Here is a 23595-nt window from a genome sequence, read left to right as displayed (position 1 = left end):
CTCGAAGTTTCCGGATAGCCTGTCCGTCAAAGATAGAGCGATACCGGATAGGCTGTCCACTTGAGAAGTGCGGGCCTTGACCAGTGGGCGCGCCTGAGCACGCGTGGAGGAGTTCATGGAGGCAGGCAAGGCAGCGTTCCCGAAGCGGCGCGCAGCCGCAGAGCGCAATCGCGACAAGATCCTCGACGCGGCCCGAGAGGCATTCGCCGACCCTGCCCCCGACATCTCCATGGCGGAGATCGCCCGCCGCGCCGGAGTCGGTATGGCCACCCTGTACCGCAACTTCCCCGGCCGGCAGGAACTCCTCGAAGCGCTCTACGCCGACGAAGTCGACCAGATCTGCGCTGCGGCCACGATCGAGCCCGGCCAGACCCCCGCGTCAGCCCTCATCGCCTGGCTGCGCCTGCAGATCGCATTCATACCGCACAAGCGGCTCATCATCTCCGAGCTGCTGGAGCACACCGACCGGGACGGCATCACCAGCCACCGCGCCCGCGCCATAGAGGCGGGCCGTCCCCTGCTGGCCGCTGCCCAGGAAGCCGGGCAGATCCGCGACGACCTCACGCTGGAGCAGGTCTTCGACTTGATCGTCGCCACCGCCAAGGTTAATGAAACCCCCGACTACCTACGCCCCCTCTTCGAGACCATCCTCGACGGCCTGCACCGGACGACGGCATGACGAAGCCCGGCTCTGGCAGCGAAGTCAAGGAGTACGACGAGAACTGCCGGCCGCGCCTGCGTGCGGCAAGCCGAGGCGGCGCAGACGTACGTCCTGTGTGGTGCGGCCTCGGCCGTCGAGCAATGCGACGCAGCTCTGGTACCCGCCGGCTAACCATCCGCCTCTTGCGGTGCTTGAGCGGGGAGAGCCGGGCGATGTCCTCCTCGCGAATCTCGTGGCCCCGGCCTTCAGCTGGGCACCGGCCGCGCCGATGTACTTCGTCGTCCACAGCACGATGGCGTTGAGGACCAAGCCGAGCGCGCCGAGCTGGTCCTCCATGCCGTCCCGGTACGCCTGGTGGATGGTGCCGCGCTTGCCGTGGCACACGTCCCGGGCCAGTTTGTGGCGGGACTCCTGCACGGTCAGCTGCCGGTTCATCTGCCTCCGGTAGGTGTCGTCCACGGGGTCGACCACGCGCAGCAGGTGCTCGGCGACCGCGCGGGCCTCCGACACCTGCCGGGCCAGCACCGACACCCCGGGCAGCAGCACCCGCTACCTGTGCTAGAAGCCATGATCACCGGCTTAGCGTTAACCGCTGTACCGATGTTCCCCGAGGCCGTCGTCCATCGGCACGGTCGTGCGCAGGCCGGGGAACCGCCGGAAGAGCGCGGGCACGTTTTAGTGCCGCCCCGACCTACGGAGACTGTTCGTGCGCGGTGGCCGTCCGTAGCGCTAGGCGCGCCAGGCGCCCGGCAGGTTCTGCGGGTGCGTGCGGTCGAGTTCCGCTTCGAGCGCGGCTTGGCGCTGTTCGGCGGCTTCGGCGCTCGGGAGGCCTAGGCGTTCGGCGATGCGTTCCCAGGACCAGCCGCGCCGGCGGGCCTGGTTGATGAACTCGGGTTCGGACTGGTCGACGATCCGGCGGCTGGTGACGACTTCGCGGCCCCAGGCGTCGAGCACGTCGTCGGGGGCCGCGTGGCCGAGCTGGGCGGCCATGAGCAGCGCGGTGAGCACCTCGGTCGGCGGCAGGTCCGGGAGGTGCTCGGTGAACCAGCGTTCGAGGATCGGGTTCACGTCAGGCCGTCCGGGTGAACTGGGCCCACCAGCGGCTGCCGTCGCGGACGCGGTCGACGGTGGTGGCTTGGACGCCGTCGCGGGCGAAGGAGTCGAGCTCGGCGCGGTTGAGCGGCCAGGGTGGTCCGGACCAGGTCGCGAGGTCGATGCTCTCCTCGGCGAACGCGCCGACGACGAGCGTGCCGCCGGGGGCGAGGAAGCCGGCCACGGAGGCGATCGCCGCGTCGCGCACGGACTTCGGCATGGACTGCACGGTGAGGATCTCGACGACGACGTCGAAGGCGTGGTGCCATTCGGCGGGCGGGTCGAGCAGGTCGGCGGTGCGGTAGGAGACGCGCGTGTCGGGGAAGCGGTTCAGCACGGCCTTGATCGCGCTGGGCGAGACGTCGAACGCCGAGGTCGCGTAGCCGGCCTCGGCGAGCAGTTCCGCGTCGTCGCCCATGCCGCACCCGACGACGAGCGCGCTGCGGCCCTGGCCGGGGTTCGCCGCCGCCCAGGCCGCGAGTTCGGGACCCGGTTCGCCGCGGTACCACGGCACGACGGCCTGCCCCGCTTCGGCCGCGGCGTAGAGGGGTTCGAACCATCCCGTCGGGTCGCCGGAGGCCAGCGCGGTCTCGGCGCGGCGGCGCGCGGCGTCGTCGGCCGCCGCCTGGTCGATGGCTTCAGGGGGCATCTTCCCCTTATACCGGCGGCGGCCATCCGGTGTGCGGGATTTCCGGATGCGCCACCCGGCCGCGCAAGGCTCCCTGGTGTGAATCCGGCGCGAATCCGGTGACGGCCCGACTGTGCGGCTGCGGTTCACTGATCGCCATGAACCGACTGCCCGACCTCCAGACCAGCCTGCTGATCCGTACGGACTTCGCCGATCCGGCGGGTTGGGACGCGGTCCGCACCGCCGTGACGACCCCGATCGAAGAGGATTTCCTGCCGGACCTGCACGTGGTCGACGACCCGGCGTACCGCGACGCGACCGCGGACCAGTTGGTCGCGCTGGCGCCGGAGTGGGCGCTGCTGGTGCTGGCGGACCGGACGGCGCTCGCGTCGGCGGAGCTGCCGTTGCTGGTGGTCCGGGTGAGCCCGCGCGTGAGCGGGCGGCTGCGGGTGGTCGCGGAGCACCTGTACTCGATCGAGAACAACATCTCGCTGGCCAACATGGATTGGGAGGAGTTCACGTCGGCGGCGGACGAGGACGGGGTGTTCCGCGGGTTCTGATGCGTCCGGCGACCGGATGCGCCAGCGGGTACGTCCGGCGTTGTCCGTTTCCGGTCAGGTTTGCCCACCGGATCTTGACATCGATGTCACACACGGGTTTCCCTTCCGTAGCGCCGCCGCCGGGAGGGTTCCTGCGCGGGCGCGCCCGACCCGCCCCGACAAGCTGGGAGCAACGATGCCCCGAAGCGTCAGATCCGTCCGCGCCGCGCTGGTCGCGGTCGTGGCGGCGGCCGGACTGGTCGCCGTGCCGGCGACCTCGACCGCCGAGGCGGACGCCCCTCCGCCGGATTTCTCGTCCTCGTTCGAGCCGTCCGATCCGCAGCCGACGTGGCAGGACACCGTTGACACCGATGCCGCGGGGCAGCCGCGGACGTCGGGGGTCAACGGCGCGAACGGTGCCACGATCCCGGGTGACATCCGGGGCAAGGTGACCGAGACGAGCGCGAGCAGCGAGAACACCGACGGTGGTGAGGTCTCGGCGAATCTGGTCGACGGCACGACGGACACGAAGTGGCTTTCGTGGGAGCCCACGGCGTGGACGCAGCTGACGTTGTCGGAGCCGGTGGCGATCACGCACTACGCGCTCAGCTCGGCCAACGACTTCCCCGGCCGTGATCCGCAGGACTGGACGCTGCAGGGGTCGAACGACGCGCAGCAGTGGACGGACCTGGACAAGCAGTCGGGTCAGTCGTTCGACGCGCGGTTCCAGGAGCACCAGTACAAGCTGGCGGCGTCGAGCGCGGCCTACCGCTACTACCGCCTCGACGTGACGCGCAACCACGGTGACGACATCCTGCAGATGTCGGAGCTGCTGCTGGCCAACGACGACGCTGCGCCGCCGCCGTTGCCGAACATGCGCAGCTTCGTCGACTCCGGGCCCACCAGCGGGTACACGAACAAGAACCGCGTGGGCTTCACGGGCAAGAAGGCGTTCCGCTACGCCGGCACGCAGACCGCGGCCGGGCACGGTTACTCCTACAACAAGGTGTTCGACGTGAACCTGCCGGTGGTCCCGACCACCGAGCTGTCCTACAAGGTGCAGCCGCAGTTGACGGGCAACGACCTGAAGTACCCGAGCACGAACGTCGCGATCGACCTGGCGTTCACCGACGGGACGTACCTGTCGGGGCTGGGTGCGACGGACCAGTACGGGTTCCCGCTCACGCCGTCGGGCCAGGGTGCGAGCAAGGTGTTGTACGCGAACCAGTGGAACCTGGTGCGTTCGGCGGTCGGCACGGTCGCGGCGGGCAAGACGATCGACCGGATCCTCGTGGGCTATGACAACCCGAACGGGCCGGGCGCGTTCCAGGGCTGGCTCGACGACGTGAAGATCTCGGCGACCCCGACGCCGCCGGCGAGCCAGCGCCCGAGTGACAACGTGCTGACCACGCGCGGCACGATGGCCAACGGCACGTTCTCGCGGGGCAACAACTTCCCGGCCACGGCGGTGCCGCACGGGTTCAACTTCTGGACGCCGGTGACGGACGCGGGTTCGGACAGCTGGCTGTACAACTACTCGACGCAGAACAACGCGGACAACCGGCCGCAGCTGCAGGCGTTCTCGGCGAGCCACGAGCCGAGCCCGTGGATGGGTGACCGGCAGAGTTTCCAGGTCATGCCGTCGGCCGCGGCCGGGGTGCCGGACGCGAACCGCGACGCGCGGGCGCTGGCGTTCTCCCACGACAACGAGGTCGCGCGGGCGCACTACTACGGCGTGACGTTCGACAACGGGATCAAGACGGAGATCGCGCCGACCGACCACGCGGCGGTCATGCGATTCTCCTTCCCGGGCAACGACTCGAGCCTGATCTTCGACAACGTGAACAACTCCGGCGGGCTCACGCTCGACCCGGCCACGGGCACGCTGACCGGGTACTCGGACGCGAAGAGCGGGCTGTCCGCGGGTGCGGGGCGGATGTTCGTCTACGCGAGCTTCGACAAGCCGGTGACCGCCGGGGCGAAGCTGACCGGCCAGGGCCGCGACAACGTCACGGGCTACCTGCGGTTCGCCGCGGGCGCGGACAAGACGGTGACGATGCGGATCGCGACGTCGCTGATCAGCGTGGAGCAGGCGAAGAAGAACCTCGAGCAGGAGCTCGCCCCGACGGCCACGTTCGACTCCGTGCGCGACGCCGCGCAGCAGGCGTGGGACAAGCAGCTGGGCGTGATCGAGGTGCAGGGCGCGTCGAAGGACCAGCTGGAGACGCTGTACTCGAACCTCTACCGGCTGTTCCTGTACCCGAACGAGGCGTTCGAGAACACCGGCACGCCGCAGGCCCCGGCCTACAAGTACGCCAGCCCGGTGGCGGCCAAGACGGGCGCGGACACCGCGACGCAGACCGGGTCGAAGATCGTGGACGGCCAGATCTACGTCAACAACGGGTTCTGGGACACCTACCGCACCACGTGGCCGGCGTATTCGCTGCTCACGCCGGACATGGCCGGGAAGATGGTCGACGGGTTCGTGCAGCAGTACCGCGACTCGGGCTGGATCGCGCGCTGGTCCTCCCCCGGTTACGCGGACCTGATGACGGGCACGAGCTCCGACGTCGCGTTCGCCGACGCCTATCTCAAGGGCGTGACGAACTTCGACGTGAAGTCGGCTTACGACGCGGCGCTGAAGAACGCCACGGTGACCCCGCCGAACTCGGCAGTGGGCCGCAAGGGCCTGGACCAGTCGATCTTCCTCGGCTACACGCCGAACACCACGGGTGAGGGCTTCTCGTGGGCGATCGAGGGCTACGTCAACGACTTCGGCATCGCGAACCTGTCGAAGAAGCTCTACGACGAGGCGCCGGCGAGTGACCCGCGCAAGGCGGAGTACCTGGAGAACTACCAGTACTTCACCAGCCGCGCGCAGCAGTACGTGAACCTGTTCGACCCGAGCATCGGGTTCTTCCAGGGCAAGGACGCCAGCGGCAAGTTCACGAAGACGGCCGACCAGTACGACCCGCGGGTGTGGGGCGGGGACTACACGGAGACCGACGGCTGGAACATGGCGTTCACCGTGCCGCAGGACGGGCAGGGGCTGGCGAACCTCTACGGCGGCAAGGACAAGCTGGCGCAGAAGCTGGACCAGTTCTTCGCCGACCAGGAGACCGCGACCTTCCCGGGCACCTACGGCGGCGCGATCCACGAGATGCGGGAGGCGCGGGACGTGCGGATGGGCCAGTACGGCCACTCCAACCAGCCTTCGCACCACCTGCTCTACATGTACGACTACGCGGGCCAGCCGTCGAAGACGCAGGCCAAGGTACGTGAGGCGCTCTCGCGGCTGTACTCGGGCAGCGAGCTGGGCCAGGGTTACGCGGGCGACGAGGACAACGGCGAGATGTCCGCGTGGTACGTGTTCGGCGCGCTCGGTTTCTACCCGTTGCAGATGGGCAGCCCGAACTACGCGATCGGGTCGCCGCTGTTCACCAAAGCGACGCTGCACCTGCCGGGTGGTGACGTGGTGATCAACGCGCCGAAGAACTCGGCGAAGAACGTCTACGTGCAGGGCCTGAAGATCAACGGCAAGGCCTGGACGTCGACGTCGCTGCCGCAGGACGTGCTCTCGCACGGGGCGACGCTCGACTTCGACATGGGCCCGAACCCCTCGGCCTGGGGCGCGGGTGCCAACGACGCGCCGAAGTCGATCACCACAGGCGACGCGGTGCCGACGCCGCTGCACGACGAGACGGGCGCCGGCAAGGGCACGCTGTCCACTTCGGACGGTTCGAACGCGGTGGCGCTGATCGACAACTCGTCGCGCACCGAGGCGAAGGTGACCGGCGCGGTGACCTACCAGCTGAACTCGACGGACGAGGCGGTCACGCACTACACGCTGACCTCGCCGAAGGGCGCGGGTGATCCGAAGAGCTGGCAGCTCGAGGGTTCCTACGACGGGAAGACGTGGGCGGTCGCCGACCAGCAGACCGGTCAGACGTTCCCGTGGCGGCAGCAGACGCGGGCGTTCGCGGTGGCCAACCCGGCGCACTACGCCTACTACCGGCTCACCGTGACCGACAGCAGCGGCGGTCCGGCTTCGCTGGCGGAGTTCGAGCTGCTGGGCCGGCCGGACGCGTCGTGCACGAAGACGCTGACGGGTGTGCAGAAGGGTCCGTTGGCGGTGTCGAGCGGCACCGTGTGCCTCGAGGGCGCGACGGTGTCCGGTCCGGTGACCGTGTCCGCCGGTGCGTCGCTGGTCGTGCGCGGTGGCTCGATCGCGGGACCACTCGCGGCGACGGGTGCGGGCCAGGTGGTGCTGAACCGCACGAAGGTGTCGGGTCCGGTGGCGATCACGGGCACGACCGGGGCCGTCTCGGTCGAGCTGACCGACATCGGCGGCCCGGCGACCTTCACGGGCAACCACGGGCCGGTGCTGGCCGGCAGCACCGTGGGCGGGCCGCTGGCCTGCACGGGCAACACGCCCGCCCCGACCGACCACGACCTCGCCAACACCGTCCGCGGCCCGGCCGCGGGGCAGTGCGCGAAGCTGTAGCCGGCCGAGCTGACAGGTGTGGCCCCGCAGGGTTTCCTGCGGGGCCACACCTGTGTCCGGGGGTTCGCTACTTCGGTGCCTGGAAGCCGCCGATCTCGCGTTCGAGCAGATCTGCCAGCTGCAGTGGGGTGCGGTCCTCGAACATCGGGCCGATGAGCTGCACTCCCACCGGCAGGCCCTCCGGGGAGCGGCCCGCCGGGATGGCCGTGGCGGGCAGACCGGGCATGGTGGCGAGACCGGCCCAGACGAGCTGGTCGAAGTACGGGTACTCGACGCCGTCGATGTCGAGGCGCCGTTCCAGTGGGTTGGGGTCGTGGTCGTGCGGGAACGCGGGGGTGGGCGTGATCGGGCACACCACGGCGTCGAACTCGGCGAACAGCTGCCGCCACGCGTGGCGGTGGAGTTCGCGACGGTTGTTCGCCTCGAGCCAGTCGCGGTGGCTGAACACCATGGCGCGCAGCCGCACGGCGTCGAGACTCCGGTCGTCCGGGCTCAGCCCGGCGGCGCGGGCCTGCAACTGCTCGTATCCGTCGAGGGGAAACCGCGCGACGGAGCCCGAAATCAGCAACTGCATGTACAGCGTCGCCGCTTCGGCCAGGTCAGGCAGCAGCGGACTGCGCCGGTGGACGCGGGCACCGCCGTCGACGAGCGCGTCGGCCACCCGGTTCACGCCCGCCCGCACGGCGGACCCGGTCGGGATGAGCGGATGGTCGTCGAGGACCAGGACGCGGAAGTCGGACAGCTTCTCGTGGCGTGCGGGCGGCAGCGTCACGTGGTGCGCCTTGCCGAGCGTCAACGGGTCCGGTCCGGCCATGACGTCAAGCAGGAGCGCCAGGTCGCGGGCGGTGCGAGCCATCGGACCGACGACGGCGAGGTCGAGGTCGACCGGCAATGGTGGTGCCGGCGGCGCGACCATGCCGCGGGTGGCCGCCAGCCCGAGTGTCGGCTTGTGCGCGTAGATGCCGCAGAAATGCGCGGGGGTGCGCAGCGAACCGGCGAGGTCGGAGCCGATGGACAATGCGCCGAATCCGGAGGCCAGGGCCGCCGCTGATCCGCCGGAGGAGCCGCCCGGCGTGCGATCGTGATCCCACGGATTGTCGGTGGTGCCGTAGATCTCGTTGAAGCTCTGGATGTCCTGCAGACCCAAGGGCACGTTGGTTTTTCCGAGCACCACCGCGCCGGCGGCTTTGAGCCGCGACACCTGCACCGCGTCCTCGGCCGGCACGTGGTCGCGGTGCGGCGGCAGTCCCCAAGTCGTGGGCAATCCGGCGATGTCGTAGGACTCCTTGACCGTCACCGGGATGCCGAGCAGGGGCCGGTCCTCGCCGCGGGCGCGTGCCTGGTCGGCGCAGTGCGCGGCGGCCCGTGCCCGGTCGAAGTCCGGCACGCAGATCGCGTTGATCGCCGGGTCGTCCCGTTCGATCCGGGAGATCGCCTCGTCGGTCAGTTCCACCGAGGTCACCTCACCGGCCCGCAAGGCCGTGGCGAGCTGTTCGGCCGAGTGAAAACTCCATTCCATGAAATCCGACCCTAGCCGCAATAAAAGTCCACGCCCGGAAAAGGACGTGATGAGTGTTGAGACATCCATCCCGTTGCCGGAAAAGGAATTTCGTGGCCTGAGAGGGCGAAATCGGCTCGCCACACAATGGCGACCATGTCAATTCGAATCCCCTACTGGCAATTCGCCGGATCAGTGGTGCCCGGGAGGTCGTGGTCACGGCAGGCCGACCCGTGGCGCAGCGACTACCGTGAGCGCGTGACCAGCGCCGGGTTCTTCTCATCGTTCGAGGCGGGTGACCCGCAGCCGGTCGCCTCCGGTGTCCGCGTGGACAGCGGACCCGACCGGTCCCCCACCGCGAAACCAGGTGTGGGGTTCACCGGCATGCGCGCGCTGCGCTACAGCGGCGTGGCGCGGACGGTGCTGTTCGAGACCGACGTCGAGGTCACCGCCCACAGTGCACTGTCCTACGTGGTCTTCCCGGCGTCGGACGCGGCGGTCCCTTCCTACCGCAGCACGTTCGTCGCGCTGGACGTCGAGTTCGACGACGGCAGCACCGCCGGGTTCTCGGCCACCGAGCAGGGGCACGCGAAGACCCTGCTGGTGGACCAGTGGAACCTCGTGCGCCGCCCGCTGGGCGCGTTCGCCGGGCGCCGCGTGCGCCGGATCGTGCTGCTCACCGACGCGCCGGGCGGCCGTGACGTCAAGGGCTGGCTCGACGACGTGCGCATCGGCGAGCACCACCCGCGCACCGGCGACGCGGTCGACCACGTCCGCACGACACGGGGCACACACTCCGGCTTCGGCTTCTCGCGCGGCAACACGTTCCCGGCCACGGCCGTGCCGCACGGGTTCAACTTCTGGACCCCGGTCACCGACGCGCGGTCGCTGGACTGGTTCTACTCCTACCACCGGCACAACACGGCGGCGAACGAGCCGGCGCTGCAGGCGTTCGCACTGAGCCACCAGCCGAGCCCGTGGATGGGCGACCGCCACACCTTCCACCTGATGCCCGGCACCGGTCCCGTCGAGACCGACCGCCGGCGCCGCGCGCTCGCGTTCTCCCACGAAGACGAGACCGATCGGCCGCACCACTACGGCGTGCGGTTCGGCAACGGCGTCACAGCGGAGGTCGCGCCCACCGACCACGCGGCGATGTTCCGATTCACCTTCCCCGACGGCGCCGGCTGGGTGGTCTTCGACAACGCCCGCAACCGCGGCGGCCTGCGCGTGCACCCGTCGACCGGGGTGGTCACCGGGCACACGTGGGTGCGCAGCCGCTTGTCCACCGGAGCGCGGCGGATGTTCGTCTACGCGCAGGCCGACGTGCCCGCGTCCGGCGGGGGCCGCGGCCCGTTCCGGCGCCGGGTGGCCGGGCTCCTGGAGTTCGCCGCGCCGGAGGTGACGCTGCGGATCGCGACGTCGCTGATCAGCCTCGCGCAGGCGCGGCGCAATCTGGAGCTGGAGATCCCGGCCGGCACCACATTCGACGAGGTCCGCGACCGCGCGCGGGAGAAGTGGCAGGACGTGCTGGGGCGCGTCGAGCTCGAGGGCGCGAGCGAGGACGAGCTGGCCACGTTCTACTCGAACCTCTACCGGCTCTACCTCTACCCGAACCTCGCGCACGAGAACACGCCCGACGGCATCCGCCACGCCAGCCCCGTCGCCCGCGGCCGCGCGTTCAGCACCCGCAAACGCACCGGCGCGAAGATCGTCGACGGCGAGCTGTACGTCAACAACGGCTTCTGGGACACCTACCGCACCACCTGGCCCGCGTACGCGCTGCTCACCCCCGAGCGCTGCGGCCGGATGATCGACGGGTTCGTGCAGCAGTACCGCGAAGGCGGCTGGATCGCCCGCTGGTCCTCCCCGGGCTACGCCGACCTCATGACCGGCACCAGCTCCGACGTCGCCTTCGCCGACGCCTACCTCAAAGGCGTGCGCAACTTCGACGTCGAGTCCGCCTACGACGCCGCGCTGAAAAACGCGACCGTCGCCCCGCCCCGCGCCGGCGTGGGCCGCAAAGGCCTCGACACCTCACCGTTCCTCGGCTACACGCCCACCTCGACCCGCGAAGGCCTCTCGTGGGCGCTGGAAGGCTGCCTCAACGACTTCGGCCTCGCCAACCTCGCCGACGCGCTCGCCCGCGAAAGCGAAGGCCCTCGCGCGCGCCGCCGCGCCGACAACGCCGCCTACCTGCGCCAGCGCGCCCAGCACTACGTGCACCACTTCGACCCGCGCATCGGCTTCTTCCAGGGCCGCACCCCCGACGGCGGCCGGCACTTCCCGGCGCGGGGCTACGACCCCGAGGCGTGGGGCGGCGACTTCGTGGAGACCAACGCGTGGAACACCGCGTTCTCCGTGCCCCACGACGGGCCCGGCCTCGCCGCCCTGCACGGCGGCACCGCCGGCCTCGAAGCCAAGCTCGACACGTTCTTCACCACCCCCGAGACCGGCCGCAAACCCGGCGCCTACGGCGGCCTCATCCACGAGATGACCGAAGCCCGCGACGTGCGCATGGGCCAGTACGGCCACTCCAACCAGCCTTCGCACCACATCCCGTGGATCTACGCCTACGCCGGAGCGCCCGCGAAGCTGCAGCGCACCGTCCGCGAGGTCCTGCGCCGCCTCTACCTCGGCAGCGAACTCGGCCAGGGCTACCCGGGCGACGAGGACAACGGCGAGATGTCCGCCTGGTACGTCTTCGCCGCGCTCGGCCTGTACCCGCTCACGGTCGGCAGCCCGCGGTACGTGGTGTGCGCGCCGCTGTTCCGCCAGGCGACCCTGCACCTGGAGAACGGCCACGACCTCGTGATCCGCGCCCCCGGCGCTGCGACGGCCGCCGACACTGGGGACACGGTCGACACGCCCTACGTCCACGGCCTCACCATCGACGGCCGGCCCCACCACTCCGCGACCCTCTCCCACGCCGTGCTCGCCCGCGGCGCCGTGCTGGAGTTCGACGTCCGCAGCGAACCCGGCACCTGGGGCACCGAACCCGCCACGCCGGCGAAGCCCGCGCCGCTGACCGACCTCGTCGGCACCGCCTACAGCCCCGACGGTCCCGCCGCGCTCCTCGTCGACGACACCAGCCGCACCGAAGCCACCTTCACCACCCGCACCCCCGTGGTCGAGTTCTCCGTGCACGGCAACCCCCGCGAAGTCACGATGTACACGCTCACCTCGGGCAGCCGCGACGGCGACCCGACCGCCTGGGTGCTGGAAGGCTCCGCCGACGGCCGCCAATGGACGGTGCTCGACCGTCGCAGCGACGAGTTGTTCCGCTGGCGCCGCCAGATTCGCCCGTTCGTCCTCGACAGCCCCGCGGCCTGCGCGCACTACCGTTTGCGTGTCACGGCGGCGAACCGCCGCCGCGTCACCCTCGCCCAGTGGGAGCTGCTCGCCCGATGATCGCCGACCTCCGCGACGCCACCCTCGACCGGCTGGCGGGAGCCGATCCCGGCCTCGTCCGCCTGCGGCTGGCCGGCTCCGCCGTACTAGGCATCATCATCGCCATCCTCGTGCTGCAGCCCCTGCACTTCCCGCTCACCACGTCACTGGTCGCCGCCATCGCCGCGATGATGAGCGCCTTCACCGTCAACGACCCCACCACCGGCGGCCAAGCCGTCACGCTGTGCCTCGCGGCCGTCGTCGGCGCCTGCTCCATCACCCTGGCCACGATCGGCGCCGCCTACCCGCCGCTCGACAGCATCGTCTTCGTCCTGCTGATCTTCGTCGCGGTCTACATCCAGCGCTTCGGCCCCCGCGGCACCGCACTGGGCTCCATGGCGTTCTTCCTGTTCTTCTTCCCCATGTTTCTGCAGGCCCACCTTTCCCAAGCCCCGCAGCTGCTCATCGCCATGGCCACCGGCATCGCCGCCAACGCCCTCGTGCGCTTCGTCCTGCTGCGCCGCAACGCCGAAACCGAATTCATCCGCATCCGCCGCGCCTTCCGCGCCCGCGTCGGCGCCACCGTGCGCGCCACCGAGGCCTACATCGCCTCCGCCGGCAGCGACCGCAGCAACCGCCAGATCCGCACCGCCCTGGCCCGCCTGCACGAATCCGTCCTGCTCATCGAGGACAACGCCCCCGACGTCGTCGACGCCCGCAACGCCGACCTCCTACGCCGCCGCGCCATCGAGGTCGAGCTCGCCGTCCAATGGCTCACCATCACCGTGCAACGCACCTACTCCCACCCGATGCCCGAAGGCGTCGCCGACGACCTCGTCGCCCGGCTGGCGAAGTTCCGCTCCCTCATGGAACGCGACCCCCGCGAACTGCCCCTCATCAGCGAGACCGGTGAATACAGCCGCATGCTCGTGGAAGGCAGCCGCATCGACGAGAAAGCCCGCCCCGGCGACGGCGTCCGCCGCGCCATCGCCGAGCTCGCCGTCGCCGACGACCGCGCCCAGCGCGTCGCCGGCCGCGAGGCCACAGTGGACTACTCCCTCGACGAAGACGACGACGAACCCGAACCCACCAAAGCGTTCGCCTACGACAACCAGACCCGCAGCGCCATCCAGGCCGTCATCGGCGGCGGGCTCGCCGTCCTCGCCGGACAGCTCATCTCCCACCAACGCTGGTACTGGGCCGTACTGACCGTCTTCGTGGTCTTCGTCGGCACCTCCAGCGCCGGCGCCCGATTCGTCAAAGGAGTCCGCCGCACCGGCGGCACCCTCATCGGCATCGTCGGCGGCGTCGCACTGGCCCTGCTCGTCAGCGGCAACACCATCGCGATCCTCGCCCTGATCATGGTCTGCGTCTTCGGCATGGTCTACATGGCCCGCGTCTCGCAGTTCCTCATGGCCTTCTTCGTCACCAGCATGCTCGGCCTGCTCTACAGCCTCCTCGGCACCTTCAGCATCGAGGTCCTCTGGATCCGCGTCGCCGAAACCGCCGTCGGCGCCGCCTCCGGCCTGCTCGCCGCCATGGTCATCGTCCCCGTCCGCACCCGCTCGGTGATGCTCGACGACATCGCGACCGTCCTCGACGAGCTGCACGAGTTCGTCGAATCAGCCGAAACCCTGCTCTCCGGCCGCGACAACGTGAACATCATCGAGATGTCCCGCGACCTCGACCGCTCCGTCGAACAGGTCCGCAAGACGATCGAACCGCTCACCCACCCCATCAACCTCCGCAGCGCGCGGCGCGACTACGGCTGGCACGTGCTCACCACCCTCGAAGGCATCGCCTTCCGCGCCCGCCACGTCGCCGCCCGCGCCCAGCCCGGCCAGCTCGACGGACCCGTCGCCGACCGCCTCGACCTCTTCGCCGGCCGTGTACTCGCCAACATCGACCTCGTCGGCGAAGCCGTCCGCCACCCCAACACCACGCCCACGGACAAGCTCCTCCGCGACGACGGCACCCCCGTCGTCGACCGCATCGACGACTCCGAAACCCGCGCCGTCGTCTCCAGCTTCAGCCACCTCGACGAAGGCGTCATCGCGCTGGGCCGCGTGTTCAACGTCGACGCGACCCAGCCCGCACCGGCCGGCGCTAACCGGCCCTCGTGAGCAGCTCCATGTTGTGCCCGTCCGGATCGTCGAAGTAGAACCCGCGCCCGCCGAACATCCCGTTGATCCCCGTCGTGCGGTGCAGCGGATCGGCGTAGATCGCCGTCCCCGACGCCGTGAGGCGCTCCAGCGCGGCGTCGAACTCCGCATCGCTCACCAGAAACGCGTAGTGCTGACCGGCGACCGTGTCCGACTTGCCCGCCTGCGCGAAGTCCAGCGTCACCCCATTGCCCAGCACCACCGGCAGGAACGGCGCTGTCTCCTCACCCACAGCCAACCCCAACACACCCGCGAGGAACTCCGCCGACGCGCCTCGATCCGTCGCCCAGACGATCGTGTGGTTCAGCTCCGCCATCACGCACCCCCGCGCGCGAACGCCGGCGGCGCACCGATCGGGCTCAGGTGCATCCCCGCCAGCAACCACCGGCCGTCCTCGCGCACCAGCACGTGCGTCGACCGGAACTGCCCGTCCACCGCGTTGCCCCGGTGCGTCGCCTCCTGCTCGTGCACGCCGACCGCGATCGCCGAGTCACCGTGCTCTCGCACCTCGACCTCGCGCCAGTCCAGCCGGCGCGTGACGAGCCCGCCGCCTTCGTAGCGCTGCAGCCACTGGTCGCGGTTCAGCACGAAGCCCAGCGGGCCGACCAAGGTGAAGTCACCCGTGGTCATCCCGGCCAGCGTCGTGGTGTCCCCGGCCGTCTCGGCCGCGACCCAGCGTTTCCCCAAGTCGGTGATCTCTTCGGTGGTGCCCATGATCCCTCCCGCGGTCAGTGGAGCAGCTTGACGCGACAAACGTTAGAACTCTAATCGTTAGGTGTCAAACGCTTAGACTTCGATCAATCTGCGCTACGGTGCACCCGTGCCACGACCAACCACCGCCCCCATCGGCGTCGTCCTCGCCCGCACCGCCAAAGCCGCGGGGCAGGCCTTCGACCAGGCCCTCGCCGCCGTCGGCGGCTCCCAGCCCATCTGGCAGATCCTCATCGCCCTCAAAACCCACCAGCACACCAGCCAACGCCAGCTCGCCGACGCCGTCGGCATCCAAGGCGCCACCCTCACCCACCACCTCAACGGCATGGAAACCGCCGGCCTGCTCACCCGCACCCGCGACCCCGAAAACCGCCGCGTCCACCACGTCGAGCTCACCGACCACGGCGAAACCACCTTCCACCGCCTCGCCGAAGCCGCCGTCGCCCACGACAACCGCATGCGCACCGGCCTCACCGACCACGAGATCGCGACCCTCGCCACGCTCCTGAGCCGGCTCGCGGCCAACGTCACGACACCCGCCGGAGAGTGACTGGACGCACCCGAACGATCGCACCCGCGAGTACTAGAGTCGCGGTACTAGCCAAAGTCGTCTCAAGCTGGAGAACCCGCTATGACCCAAGCCCCTGTCAACGTCACCGTCACCGGTGCGGCCGGCCAGATCGGCTACGCGCTGCTCTTCCGCATCGCGTCCGGTCAGCTCCTCGGCCCGGACACCCCGGTGAAACTGCGGCTCCTCGAGATCCCGCAGGCGGTCAAGGCGGCTGAGGGCACCGCGATGGAGCTCGACGACGGCGCCTTCCCGCTCCTGTCGGGGATCGACATCTTCGACGACCCCAAGCAGGCGTTCTCCGGCACCAACATCGCCTTGCTCGTCGGCGCCCGCCCCCGCACCAAGGGCATGGAGCGCGGCGACCTGCTCGAGGCCAACGGCGGCATCTTCAAGCCCCAGGGCGAAGCCATCAACGCCGGCGCGGCCGACGACATCCGCGTCCTCGTGGTGGGCAACCCGGCCAACACCAACGCCCTCATCGCCAAGTCCCACGCGCCCGACGTACCGGCCGACCGCTTCACCGCGATGACCCGCCTCGACCACAACCGCGCCCTCGCGCAGCTGTCGAAGAAGCTCGACGTCCCGGTCTCGGACATCAAGCGCCTGGCCATCTGGGGCAACCACTCGGCCACGCAGTACCCGATGATCACCCACGGCACCGTCGGCGGCAAGAACCTCGCCGAGGCCGTCAACGACCAGACCTGGGTCGAAGAGACCTTCATCCCCACCGTCGCCAAGCGCGGCGCGGCCATCATCGAAGCCCGCGGCCTCTCCTCCGCCGCCTCCGCTGCGTCGGCCGCCATCGACCACGTCTACACCTGGGTCAACGGCACCGACGAAGGCGACTGGACCTCCGCCGCGGTCATCTCCGACGGCTCCTACGGTGTCCCCGAGGGCCTCATCTCGTCCTTCCCCGTCACCGCCAAGGACGGCAAGTACGAGATCGTGCAGGGCCTCGAGATCGACGACTTCTCCCGCACCCGCATCGACGCCACCGTCGGCGAGCTCGCCGAGGAGCGCGACGCCGTGCAGAAGCTCGGCCTCATCTGAGTTGAGCACTGCTTCTTTTGAGGGCCGCCCCGGATCCGTCCGGGGCGGCCCTCGCCTCATCCACCTCAACGGACCGTCGGGCATCGGGAAGTCCACCGTCGCGCGCCTCTACGCCGACCGCCACCCCGGCGTGCTCGACCTCGACACCGACCACGTCGTCTCCCTCATCGGCGGCTGGCGCGACGACTTCTTCGCCACCCTGCCCGTCGCGCGCCGCCTGGCCGTCGCCATGGCCGAAACCCATCTGCGGTCCGGGTTCTCCGTCGTGATGCCCCAGCTGGCAACGCACCTGAAAGAGGTCTCGGGGTTCGAAGCAGCCGCGCGTGCCGCAGGAGCTTCGTACGTCGAGATCGTGCTGACCGCGGCGAAGCCCCACGCGTTCGACCGCTACTCGTCCCGCTCCAGCGACAGCGGACCGGCCCGCGACATCGACGAGATCATCACCCGCGCCGGCGGGCTGGAGCTGATCGACCGCGTCCACGACCACCTCGCGGCGTACCTGCGACAACGTCCGAAGTGCACTGTGGTCGATACGGAAAGCCTTGACGTGGAACAGACCTACGACGCCGTGGTCGGGATTCTCGCTGGTCTTTAGCTGGGTTTTGGTGGTTAACTGGGCTGTTGCGTGACAAATTGGTTTTTGACATTTGGTCCGCCGTATAGGTCGTTATACATTTTTGAGAGTGACTGTCTACACCGGACTTGGCGCGACCGGTCAGGATCAGTCTGTGAGCGATTCGGGGAAGCCGAACAGGGTGACCAGGGCCGCGTCGTGGAACGCGACGACACGGGAGACGCCGGCGGCGGTCGGGTCCAGCACCACGATGCCTCTCCCCCGGAACACACCGGCTTCGTCTCGGCGGTACTCGACGGCAGCGGGCTGGCCATTGGCGGTGGTGGCGAGCATCCGCCAGTCCCCCGGTGCCCCCAGCACGTCCGCGGTGAGCATGCGGATGCAGTTCACCAGCCCGGCCTGCCACTCGCGGAACGGTGTCGCCTCGAGCGTCGCGTCCGCGCGCAGCACCTGTTCCAGGAGACCGGCATCCGAGCGTTCGAAGGCCGCGATGTAACCGTCGAGCAGTGCCCGTGCCCGCTGGTCAGCCGGTTCCAGCAACTGCTCCGGCCGTGGTTCCAGCTCACCCAGCCGCGCCCGGGCCCGCTGCAGCCCGCTCTTCACCGCCGCCGTGGTGGTACCGAGCAGCTGCGCGGTTTCGGCCGCGGAGAACGCGAGCACCTCACGCAGGATGAGGATCGCGCGCTGGCGGGCGGGCAGGTGCTGCAGGCTCGCGATGAGCGCCAGGCGCAGTGACTCGCGCGCGACGACCGACGTGGCCGGGTCGTCGTCGGCGGCGGTGGTCCACCGGTCCGGCCACGGTTCCAGCCACGAGACCTCATCCGGCGCGACGGGGTTGGCCGAGGTCTCGGATCCCTCCTGGGGACCGCCCAGGCCCGAGGGCAGCATCCGGATCTTGCGCGGCTCCACCGCGGTCAGGCAGACGTTGGTGGCGATCTTGTAGAGCCAGGACCGGATCGACGCACGGCCTTCGAACCCGGCGTAGGACCGCCAGGCCCGCAGGTAGGTTTCTTGCACCAGGTCCTCGGCGTCATGCGCAGAACCGACCATGCGGTAGCAGTGCGCCAGCAGCTCCCGCCGGAACGGCTCGGTTTCGGCGGTGAACCGGTCCCGATCCGCCGGCTCCCGCACCTGGGCCGTCATGCGGCGAGCCCAGGTCGCGGCATGGGGGTGACCGTGGATTGCCTGGTGACCATGCCCTGCTCCTCGTCCGGACCGCTCCCGCGGATCGGGACCGTCACCCCATAAGACCCCGAAAGTGGCACGAAGGTATCGAACCCCAGGTCAGCGCGACGTCAGGGCCGCAGGGCGAGCTTGCCGACGGTCACCCTCGACTCCAGCGCGGCAAGGGCTTGCGGGCCGTCGGCCAAGTCGTAGACGACCGGGCGTTCGGGTGGGAGGACACCGGCGGCGACGAGGGCCGACAGCTCACCCATGACCTCACCGAAGATCCGGGGAGCCGCCCGGATCAGCATCCCGAGGTTGAGGCCGACGACGTGGACCTGGTGGCGGTACACCAGGTCCCAGTTGGTGATCGCGGCTTCGCCGCCCGCCAAGCCGTAGACGACGACCCGGCCGGTGACCGGCTTGGCGGAGGCCAGGCCGGCCGCGAAGCCGGCACCTCCGGCGGACTCCAGCACCAGATCGGCACCGGCACCACCGGTCAGCCGCAGGACTTCGGCGGCGAGATCGGGGGTGGCGGAGTCCAGGACGTGATCGGCGCCGAGCGCCCGCACGGTCTCGTGCTTGCCCTGGGAAGCGGTGGCGATGACCGTCGCGCCGTAGTGCTTGGCCATCCTCACCGCGGCCTGGCCGGTCGCGCCTGCCGCTGCGTGGACCACCACCGTCTCCCCCGAGGTCAGCCGGCCCAGCGGCTTGAGCGCCGCGAGCGCGGTCGGCCGGTTCACGACCAGGCCCAGCGCCTGCTCGGCCGTCCAGCCGGCAGGCACCGGCATCGCCGCGGCCGCGGGCAGGACCGCGTACTCGGCGAACGCACCGGGCCCGACACCGATGACCGGGCTCCCCGGCCCCAGGCCGGTTACCTCCGCACCCAACGCGACAACGTCGCCCGCGGCCTCGAAACCCGCCAGGTACGGCGGCTGCGGGCCGCCCCGGAACACCCCACGGGCCTGCGAGAGGTCGGCGAAGTTGACCCCGGCGGCCCGGACCCTGATCAGCACTTCACCCCGGCCGGGAGCCGGCACCGGCACGTCGGTGATCAACCGCAGGTCTTGCGGCCCCTCGAGCGAAGTCTGCTCCAGCGCGCGCATGGTCGCGGGAATGCTCACGGCGATCAGCCCTCTTCTCGGGTTGCCGAACCACGGCCGGCTCGGGGCGAGCCGCACCGTCGAAGAGGTAGACCTCGCGCGGAGCCGAAAGGAATCGGCCGCCGTCTGGGTGCCGGTCTTTGCAGAGGTTTGGGGGTACGTGAGAGCTTCGAGGGATCACCTGGTTTGTGCACAACGCCCAGCGGTATAGGTCGTTATACACTTCAAGGGGTGCCATCTCGCGCAGATCGTCCTCAGAGGACTGAGCGGATCGCCTCCACGACAGCGTCTTCGTGCTCCAGGTGCATCGTCTGGTGTGCCGCACCGTCGAGTATGCGGTGCTCACCTCGCGGCACGGACGCGGCGATCGACGCGTGCAGGGCCTTGATCCCCGCGAGCATCGAATCCATCAGCTCCGGGGAGGCGAACTGCGCCCAGTACGGGTTGGCCCCGAGCGCGCTCAGCACCACGAGCGGTACGTCCGGCAGCACTCCCCCGGCGCGGACCTGGTCGTACACCTCGGTTTCGAAGTTCCGCGTCTCCAGGACCGCCGTGCGCCACTCCGTGAGGTGCTTGTCCACCAACGCGTCCCGGACACCGTCGGGCCAGTTCGCGTACAGCTTCAGCAATGCGTCGCGCGACGCGTCCAGTTGCGCGGGAGTCGGCTCGGGCAGGGCGGCCAGGTCGGGCTTGAGGCTCTCGTTCAGCTCGGCGGCCTCCTTCGGCAGGAACTCCAGGATGTCCTCGTGGCCCGGATCGAGGAACACCAGGCCGGCGACCTCCCCTGGGAAGCGCTGCGCATAGCGGCGGGCGTACAGCGCCCCGAGCGAATGTCCGGCCAGCACGTACGGCCCGGGCACGTCCGCGGCCGCCAGCAGGGCCCGCAGTTCCTCCGTCACCTGGTCCGGCGTGCGGGGCAGCTCGGCAGCATCGCTCCAGCCTGTGCCGGCCCGGTCGTACACCACGCTCGTGGTGAACTCCGCGACGCGCTGCTGCACGTTCAGGAAGTCATACGCCATCAAGCCCGCGCCAGGCAGGAACACCACCGGCGGCCCGCCGGAGCCGCCGCGATGCAGCAGCAGCCGGCGCCCGGCCACTTCGTAGTGCTCGCCCTGTGGTGCCGCGTCGACCTTCATCGCCGAACCTCCCGTCCCGGGCCCCCAGTGGCCCAACGTTCTCAACATTGAGGATGGTAGCAGATGTGCGAACATAACGGCGTGGACGATCTGGAACTCCTGGTGCACCCGGTGCGGCTGCGCGTGGTGCACGCCCTCTCCGGCGGGCAGCCCCTGACCACCACCCAGCTGGCCGAGCGCATCCACGACGTGTCGAAGGCGACCCTGTACCGCCACGTCGGCCTGCTCGCCGAAGCCGGAATCCTCGAAGTGGCCGAGGAACAACGCGTCCGCGGCGCCGTCGAGCGCAGCTACCGGCTGCGGCGTGACCGCGCGGTGATCGACGCGGACGCGGCGGCCTCGGCGACGCTCGACGATCACCGCAAGGTGTTCGCGACCGCGATGACGACGTTGATCGCCGAGTTCACCGCGTACCTGGGCCGGGCCGGCGCGGATCCGGTCGAGGACCTGGTGGGCTACCGCCAGCACTCGGTCTGGCTGAGCCACGAGGAGCTCGCCGAGCTCATCACCGAGCTCCGCGAAGTACTCCTCCCCCGGCTGCGCAACGAGCCCACCCCCGGCCGGCGCCAGCACCTCATCAGCCCGATCTTGTTCCCTCTGGAGTGACCACAGCCAAACTCAACCCTGGCCGTATAGATCATTATACAGTCCATAAGAGACAAAAGTGGGGCCGACCGAGAACGGCCGGCCCCACCCGAAAAGACGATCAGGCCCCCGCGAGACCCCGGCGCTCCAGCAGCGGCTGGATCTCCGGCTGACGACCGCGGAAGTTCGCGAACGCCTCCATCGGGTCCACACTCCCGCCGCGGCCGAGCAGCGTCGAGCGGAAGTGGTCGCCGTTCTCGCGCTTGAGGCCGCCGTTCTCGCGGAACCACTGCACGGTGTCGGCGTCGAGGACCTCGCTCCAGATGTAGGAGTAGTAGCCCGCGCTGTAACCGCCGCCGAAGACGTGGTTGAAGTACGTGGTGCGGTAGCGCGGCGGCACGCTTTCCAGCGCGACGCCGGCCTTCTCCAGCGCGTCGGACTCGAAGCGCTGCACGTCGTCGACGCGGTCGTCCACGCCGAGGCGGTGCCAGGCGAGGTCGAGCAGCGACGCGGCGAGGTACTCAGTCGTCTTGAAGCCCTCGCCGTACTGCTGCGAGGCTTCCAGCTTGGCGACCTGCTCGGCCGGCAGCGGCTCCCCCGTCACGTGGTGCTTGGCGTAGTTCGCCAGCACCTCGGGCCACAGCATCCACATCTCGTTGACCTGCGACGGGTACTCCACGAAGTCCCGCGGCACGCTCGGGCCGGAGAACGTCGGGTACTCGACGCCCGAGAGCAGCCCGTGCAGCGCGTGGCCGAACTCGTGGAACACGGTGGTGACCTCGTCGAGCGTCAGCAGGGTCGGTTCCCCCGCCGGCGGCTTCGCGACGTTGAGCACGTTGACCACCACGGACTTGCGCCCCAGCAGGTCCGACTGGCTCACGAAGTTGTTCATCCACGCGCCGCCGCGCTTGGAGTCACGCGTGTAGTAGTCCACGAGGAACAGGCCCATGCCGCTGCCGTCGGCGTCGAAGACCTCGAAGGTCCGCACCTCCGGGTGGTATTTCGGCAGGTCGTCGCGCTCGGTGAAGGTCAGGCCGTACAGGCGGTTCGCGGCGAAGAACACTCCGTCGGTCAGCACGCGGTTCAGCTCGAAGTACGGGCGCAGCGCCGCGGTGTCCACCTCGTAGCGCTCGCGGCGCACCTTCTCGGCGTAGAACGCCCAGTCCCACGGCTTCAGCGTCGCGCCCGGGACGTCCGCCTCGAGGTGCTGCTGCAGCTCGGCGGCCTCGACGCGGGCGTTGGCCACGGCGACCGGCGCCAGCCGCTCCAGCAGGCCCGAGGCCGCGTCGGCGGTCTTGGCCGTCTCGTCGGAGATCACGTACGACGCGTGGTCCGGGTAGCCCAGCAGCGCCGCGCGTTCGGCCCGCAGACGGACGATCTCGGCGGCGACGGAGTTGTTGTCGTACTCGTTGCCGCGGTTGCCTCGCGAGACCGAGGCGGTGAAGACGCGCTCGCGCACCGCGCGGTTCTCCAGCGACTCCAGGGCCGCCTGCGCGGTCGGCAGCGTGAGGTTCAGGACGTACTTGGCCTCTTCGCCGCGAGCGGCAGCCGCTTCGGCGGCGGTGGCGATCGCCCCCTCGTCGAGCCCGGCCAGGTCGGCGACGTCGTCGAGGACCACGGCGAGCTCGTTGGTGTCGCGCAGCAGGTTCTTCTGGAACTTCGTCTGCAGGGTCGAGAGCTGCTCGTTGAGCTTGCGCAGCTTGTCCTGCTCGGCCTCGGGCAGCCCGGCGCCGGCGCGGCTGAAGTCGGTGTGCCGGCGCTCCAGCAGACGCAGCGACTCGGGGTCGAGGCCGAGGCTCTCGCGCCCCTCGTACAGCGCGTTGATCCGCGCGAACAGCTGCGCGTCCAGGTGGATCGCGTCGGAGTGCGCGGCCAGTTTCGGCGCCAGCTCGGCCTGGATCTCCTGGATCTCGTCGGTCGAGTCGGAGCTGGAGACGTTGAAGAACGTGCCGGACGCCCGCTCCAGCAGCTCCCCCGCCCGCTCCAGCGCGGCGATCGTGTTCTCGAACGTGGGCTCCGCCGGGTTCGCGGCGATGTCGTGGATCTCCGCGGCGTGGGCGGTCAGGCCCTCGTCGAACGCGGGCCTGAAGTGCTCGACCGTGATGCGGTCGAACGGCGGCAGGGCGTAGGGCAGCTCACTCGGGGTGGCGAACGGGTTGTCCGGCGAAATCATCGGGTTGTGCTCCTGGTTCTTCACGTGCGTCCCGCGCTGATCCCGCCACCCTAC

General features: G+C 69.9%; 19 protein-coding genes. 9 read left to right on the top strand and 10 right to left on the bottom strand.

Annotation, left to right across the window (positions count from 1 at the left end; genetic code table 11):
- The first annotated feature begins 115 nt into the window (after window positions 1–115).
- A complete protein-coding gene (locus K1T34_RS44660; protein ID WP_220240673.1) occupies window positions 116–679 on the top strand; it encodes a TetR/AcrR family transcriptional regulator in 564 nt (187 codons plus the stop codon).
- A gap of 24 nt (window positions 680–703) precedes the next feature.
- On the opposite strand, the gene K1T34_RS54960 is transcribed toward K1T34_RS44660, so the two are convergent.
- From K1T34_RS54960 to K1T34_RS44645, 3 genes are all read right to left on the bottom strand, one after another.
- The gene (locus K1T34_RS54960; RefSeq protein WP_370643540.1) at window positions 704–1207 is read right to left on the bottom strand and encodes a Tn3 family transposase; all 504 of its coding nucleotides are present in this window, start codon (window positions 1205–1207) and stop codon (window positions 704–706) included.
- A 183-nt stretch (window positions 1208–1390) separates the two neighbouring features.
- On the bottom strand, window positions 1391–1729 hold the full coding sequence (locus tag K1T34_RS44650; protein ID WP_220240672.1) for a hypothetical protein: 339 nt from the start codon (window positions 1727–1729) through the stop codon (window positions 1391–1393).
- Between the two features lies 1 nt (window position 1730).
- Window positions 1731–2402, bottom strand: coding sequence for a bifunctional 2-polyprenyl-6-hydroxyphenol methylase/3-demethylubiquinol 3-O-methyltransferase UbiG (locus K1T34_RS44645; RefSeq protein WP_220240671.1), 672 nt, complete (start codon window positions 2400–2402; stop codon window positions 1731–1733).
- Between the two features lie 137 nt (window positions 2403–2539).
- Here K1T34_RS44645 and K1T34_RS44640 point away from each other — a divergent pair, with 137 nt between their 5' ends.
- A complete protein-coding gene (locus K1T34_RS44640; RefSeq protein WP_220240670.1) occupies window positions 2540–2941 on the top strand; it encodes a hypothetical protein in 402 nt (133 codons plus the stop codon).
- Between the two features lie 175 nt (window positions 2942–3116).
- Window positions 3117–7424 (top strand): GH92 family glycosyl hydrolase, encoded by a 4308-nt coding sequence (locus K1T34_RS44635; RefSeq protein ID WP_220240669.1) that lies wholly within the window; start codon window positions 3117–3119, stop codon window positions 7422–7424.
- Between the two features lie 67 nt (window positions 7425–7491).
- On the opposite strand, the gene K1T34_RS44630 is transcribed toward K1T34_RS44635, so the two are convergent.
- Window positions 7492–8943: an amidase gene (locus K1T34_RS44630; protein ID WP_220240668.1), complete on the bottom strand. Its 1452-nt coding sequence runs from the start codon at window positions 8941–8943 to the stop codon at window positions 7492–7494.
- A 237-nt stretch (window positions 8944–9180) separates the two neighbouring features.
- On the opposite strand from K1T34_RS44630, the gene K1T34_RS44625 reads away from it, so the two are divergent.
- Both K1T34_RS44625 and K1T34_RS44620 read left to right on the top strand, forming a co-directional pair.
- Window positions 9181–12333, top strand: a complete 3153-nt coding sequence (locus K1T34_RS44625; protein ID WP_220240667.1) for a GH92 family glycosyl hydrolase — start codon at window positions 9181–9183, stop codon at window positions 12331–12333.
- Window positions 12330–14435 (top strand): FUSC family protein, encoded by a 2106-nt coding sequence (locus K1T34_RS44620; RefSeq protein ID WP_220240666.1) that lies wholly within the window; start codon window positions 12330–12332, stop codon window positions 14433–14435. The genes K1T34_RS44625 and K1T34_RS44620 overlap by 4 nt, the downstream gene beginning before the upstream one ends.
- Here K1T34_RS44620 and K1T34_RS44615 read toward each other — a convergent pair.
- Together K1T34_RS44615 and K1T34_RS44610 are read right to left on the bottom strand one after the other, a co-directional pair.
- Window positions 14419–14790 (bottom strand): VOC family protein, encoded by a 372-nt coding sequence (locus K1T34_RS44615; RefSeq protein ID WP_360589240.1) that lies wholly within the window; start codon window positions 14788–14790, stop codon window positions 14419–14421. The genes K1T34_RS44620 and K1T34_RS44615 overlap by 17 nt on opposite strands.
- Window positions 14790–15188, bottom strand: coding sequence for a nuclear transport factor 2 family protein (locus K1T34_RS44610; RefSeq protein ID WP_220240664.1), 399 nt, complete (start codon window positions 15186–15188; stop codon window positions 14790–14792). The genes K1T34_RS44615 and K1T34_RS44610 overlap by 1 nt, the downstream gene beginning before the upstream one ends.
- A gap of 106 nt (window positions 15189–15294) precedes the next feature.
- Here K1T34_RS44610 and K1T34_RS44605 point away from each other — a divergent pair, with 106 nt between their 5' ends.
- The 3 genes from K1T34_RS44605 (at window position 15295) to K1T34_RS44595 (ending at window position 17401) form a co-directional block, all read left to right on the top strand.
- Window positions 15295–15735 (top strand): MarR family winged helix-turn-helix transcriptional regulator, encoded by a 441-nt coding sequence (locus K1T34_RS44605; protein WP_220240663.1) that lies wholly within the window; start codon window positions 15295–15297, stop codon window positions 15733–15735.
- 81 nt (window positions 15736–15816) lie between these two features.
- Window positions 15817–16806 (top strand): malate dehydrogenase, encoded by a 990-nt coding sequence (locus tag K1T34_RS44600; protein WP_220240662.1) that lies wholly within the window; start codon window positions 15817–15819, stop codon window positions 16804–16806.
- Between the two features lies 1 nt (window position 16807).
- Entirely contained in the window at window positions 16808–17401 is a 594-nt protein-coding gene (locus K1T34_RS44595) for an AAA family ATPase (RefSeq protein ID WP_220240661.1), read from the top strand.
- Window positions 17402–17527: 126 nt separating this feature from the next.
- Here the strand turns inward: K1T34_RS44595 and K1T34_RS44590 are convergent, their stop codons facing one another.
- The 3 genes from K1T34_RS44590 to K1T34_RS44580 form a co-directional block, all read right to left on the bottom strand.
- The gene (locus K1T34_RS44590) at window positions 17528–18523 is read right to left on the bottom strand and encodes a sigma-70 family RNA polymerase sigma factor (RefSeq protein WP_220240660.1); all 996 of its coding nucleotides are present in this window, start codon (window positions 18521–18523) and stop codon (window positions 17528–17530) included.
- Window positions 18524–18675: 152 nt separating this feature from the next.
- Window positions 18676–19668, bottom strand: a complete 993-nt coding sequence (locus tag K1T34_RS44585) for a zinc-binding dehydrogenase (protein ID WP_220240659.1) — start codon at window positions 19666–19668, stop codon at window positions 18676–18678.
- A gap of 233 nt (window positions 19669–19901) precedes the next feature.
- Window positions 19902–20783, bottom strand: coding sequence for an alpha/beta hydrolase (locus K1T34_RS44580; protein WP_220240658.1), 882 nt, complete (start codon window positions 20781–20783; stop codon window positions 19902–19904).
- Window positions 20784–20864: 81 nt separating this feature from the next.
- Between K1T34_RS44580 and K1T34_RS44575 the strand changes: the two genes are divergently transcribed.
- Complete coding sequence (locus tag K1T34_RS44575; protein WP_220240657.1) at window positions 20865–21389, top strand: helix-turn-helix domain-containing protein; 525 nt, start codon at window positions 20865–20867, stop codon at window positions 21387–21389.
- Window positions 21390–21489: 100 nt separating this feature from the next.
- Here the strand turns inward: K1T34_RS44575 and K1T34_RS44570 are convergent, their stop codons facing one another.
- Window positions 21490–23541, bottom strand: a complete 2052-nt coding sequence (locus K1T34_RS44570; RefSeq protein WP_220247725.1) for a M3 family metallopeptidase — start codon at window positions 23539–23541, stop codon at window positions 21490–21492.
- Window positions 23542–23595 lie beyond the last annotated feature (54 nt).

It is taken from the genome of Amycolatopsis sp. DSM 110486 (assembly GCF_019468465.1).
Lineage (GTDB): Bacteria > Actinomycetota > Actinomycetes > Mycobacteriales > Pseudonocardiaceae > Amycolatopsis.
This window is presented reverse-complemented; position numbering and strand designations above follow the sequence as displayed.

What these genes read in the sequence shown, in the direction of transcription:
- K1T34_RS44640 (WP_220240670.1), top strand. Translation starts at nt 2,540, where the DNA reads ATGAACCGACTGCCCGACCTCCAGACCAGCCTGCTGATCCGTACGGAC.
- K1T34_RS44620 (WP_220240666.1), top strand. Translation starts at nt 12,330, where the DNA reads ATGATCGCCGACCTCCGCGACGCCACCCTCGACCGGCTGGCGGGAGCC.
- K1T34_RS44645 (WP_220240671.1), bottom strand. Translation starts at nt 2,402, where the DNA reads ATGCCCCCTGAAGCCATCGACCAGGCGGCGGCCGACGACGCCGCGCGC.
- K1T34_RS44610 (WP_220240664.1), bottom strand. Translation starts at nt 15,188, where the DNA reads ATGGGCACCACCGAAGAGATCACCGACTTGGGGAAACGCTGGGTCGCG.
- K1T34_RS44615 (WP_360589240.1), bottom strand. Translation starts at nt 14,790, where the DNA reads ATGGCGGAGCTGAACCACACGATCGTCTGGGCGACGGATCGAGGCGCG.
- K1T34_RS44600 (WP_220240662.1), top strand. Translation starts at nt 15,817, where the DNA reads ATGACCCAAGCCCCTGTCAACGTCACCGTCACCGGTGCGGCCGGCCAG.
- K1T34_RS44630 (WP_220240668.1), bottom strand. Translation starts at nt 8,943, where the DNA reads ATGGAATGGAGTTTTCACTCGGCCGAACAGCTCGCCACGGCCTTGCGG.
- K1T34_RS44660 (WP_220240673.1), top strand. Translation starts at nt 116, where the DNA reads ATGGAGGCAGGCAAGGCAGCGTTCCCGAAGCGGCGCGCAGCCGCAGAG.
- K1T34_RS44570 (WP_220247725.1), bottom strand. Translation starts at nt 23,541, where the DNA reads ATGATTTCGCCGGACAACCCGTTCGCCACCCCGAGTGAGCTGCCCTAC.
- K1T34_RS44580 (WP_220240658.1), bottom strand. Translation starts at nt 20,783, where the DNA reads ATGAAGGTCGACGCGGCACCACAGGGCGAGCACTACGAAGTGGCCGGG.
- K1T34_RS44590 (WP_220240660.1), bottom strand. Translation starts at nt 18,523, where the DNA reads ATGACGGCCCAGGTGCGGGAGCCGGCGGATCGGGACCGGTTCACCGCC.
- K1T34_RS44635 (WP_220240669.1), top strand. Translation starts at nt 3,117, where the DNA reads ATGCCCCGAAGCGTCAGATCCGTCCGCGCCGCGCTGGTCGCGGTCGTG.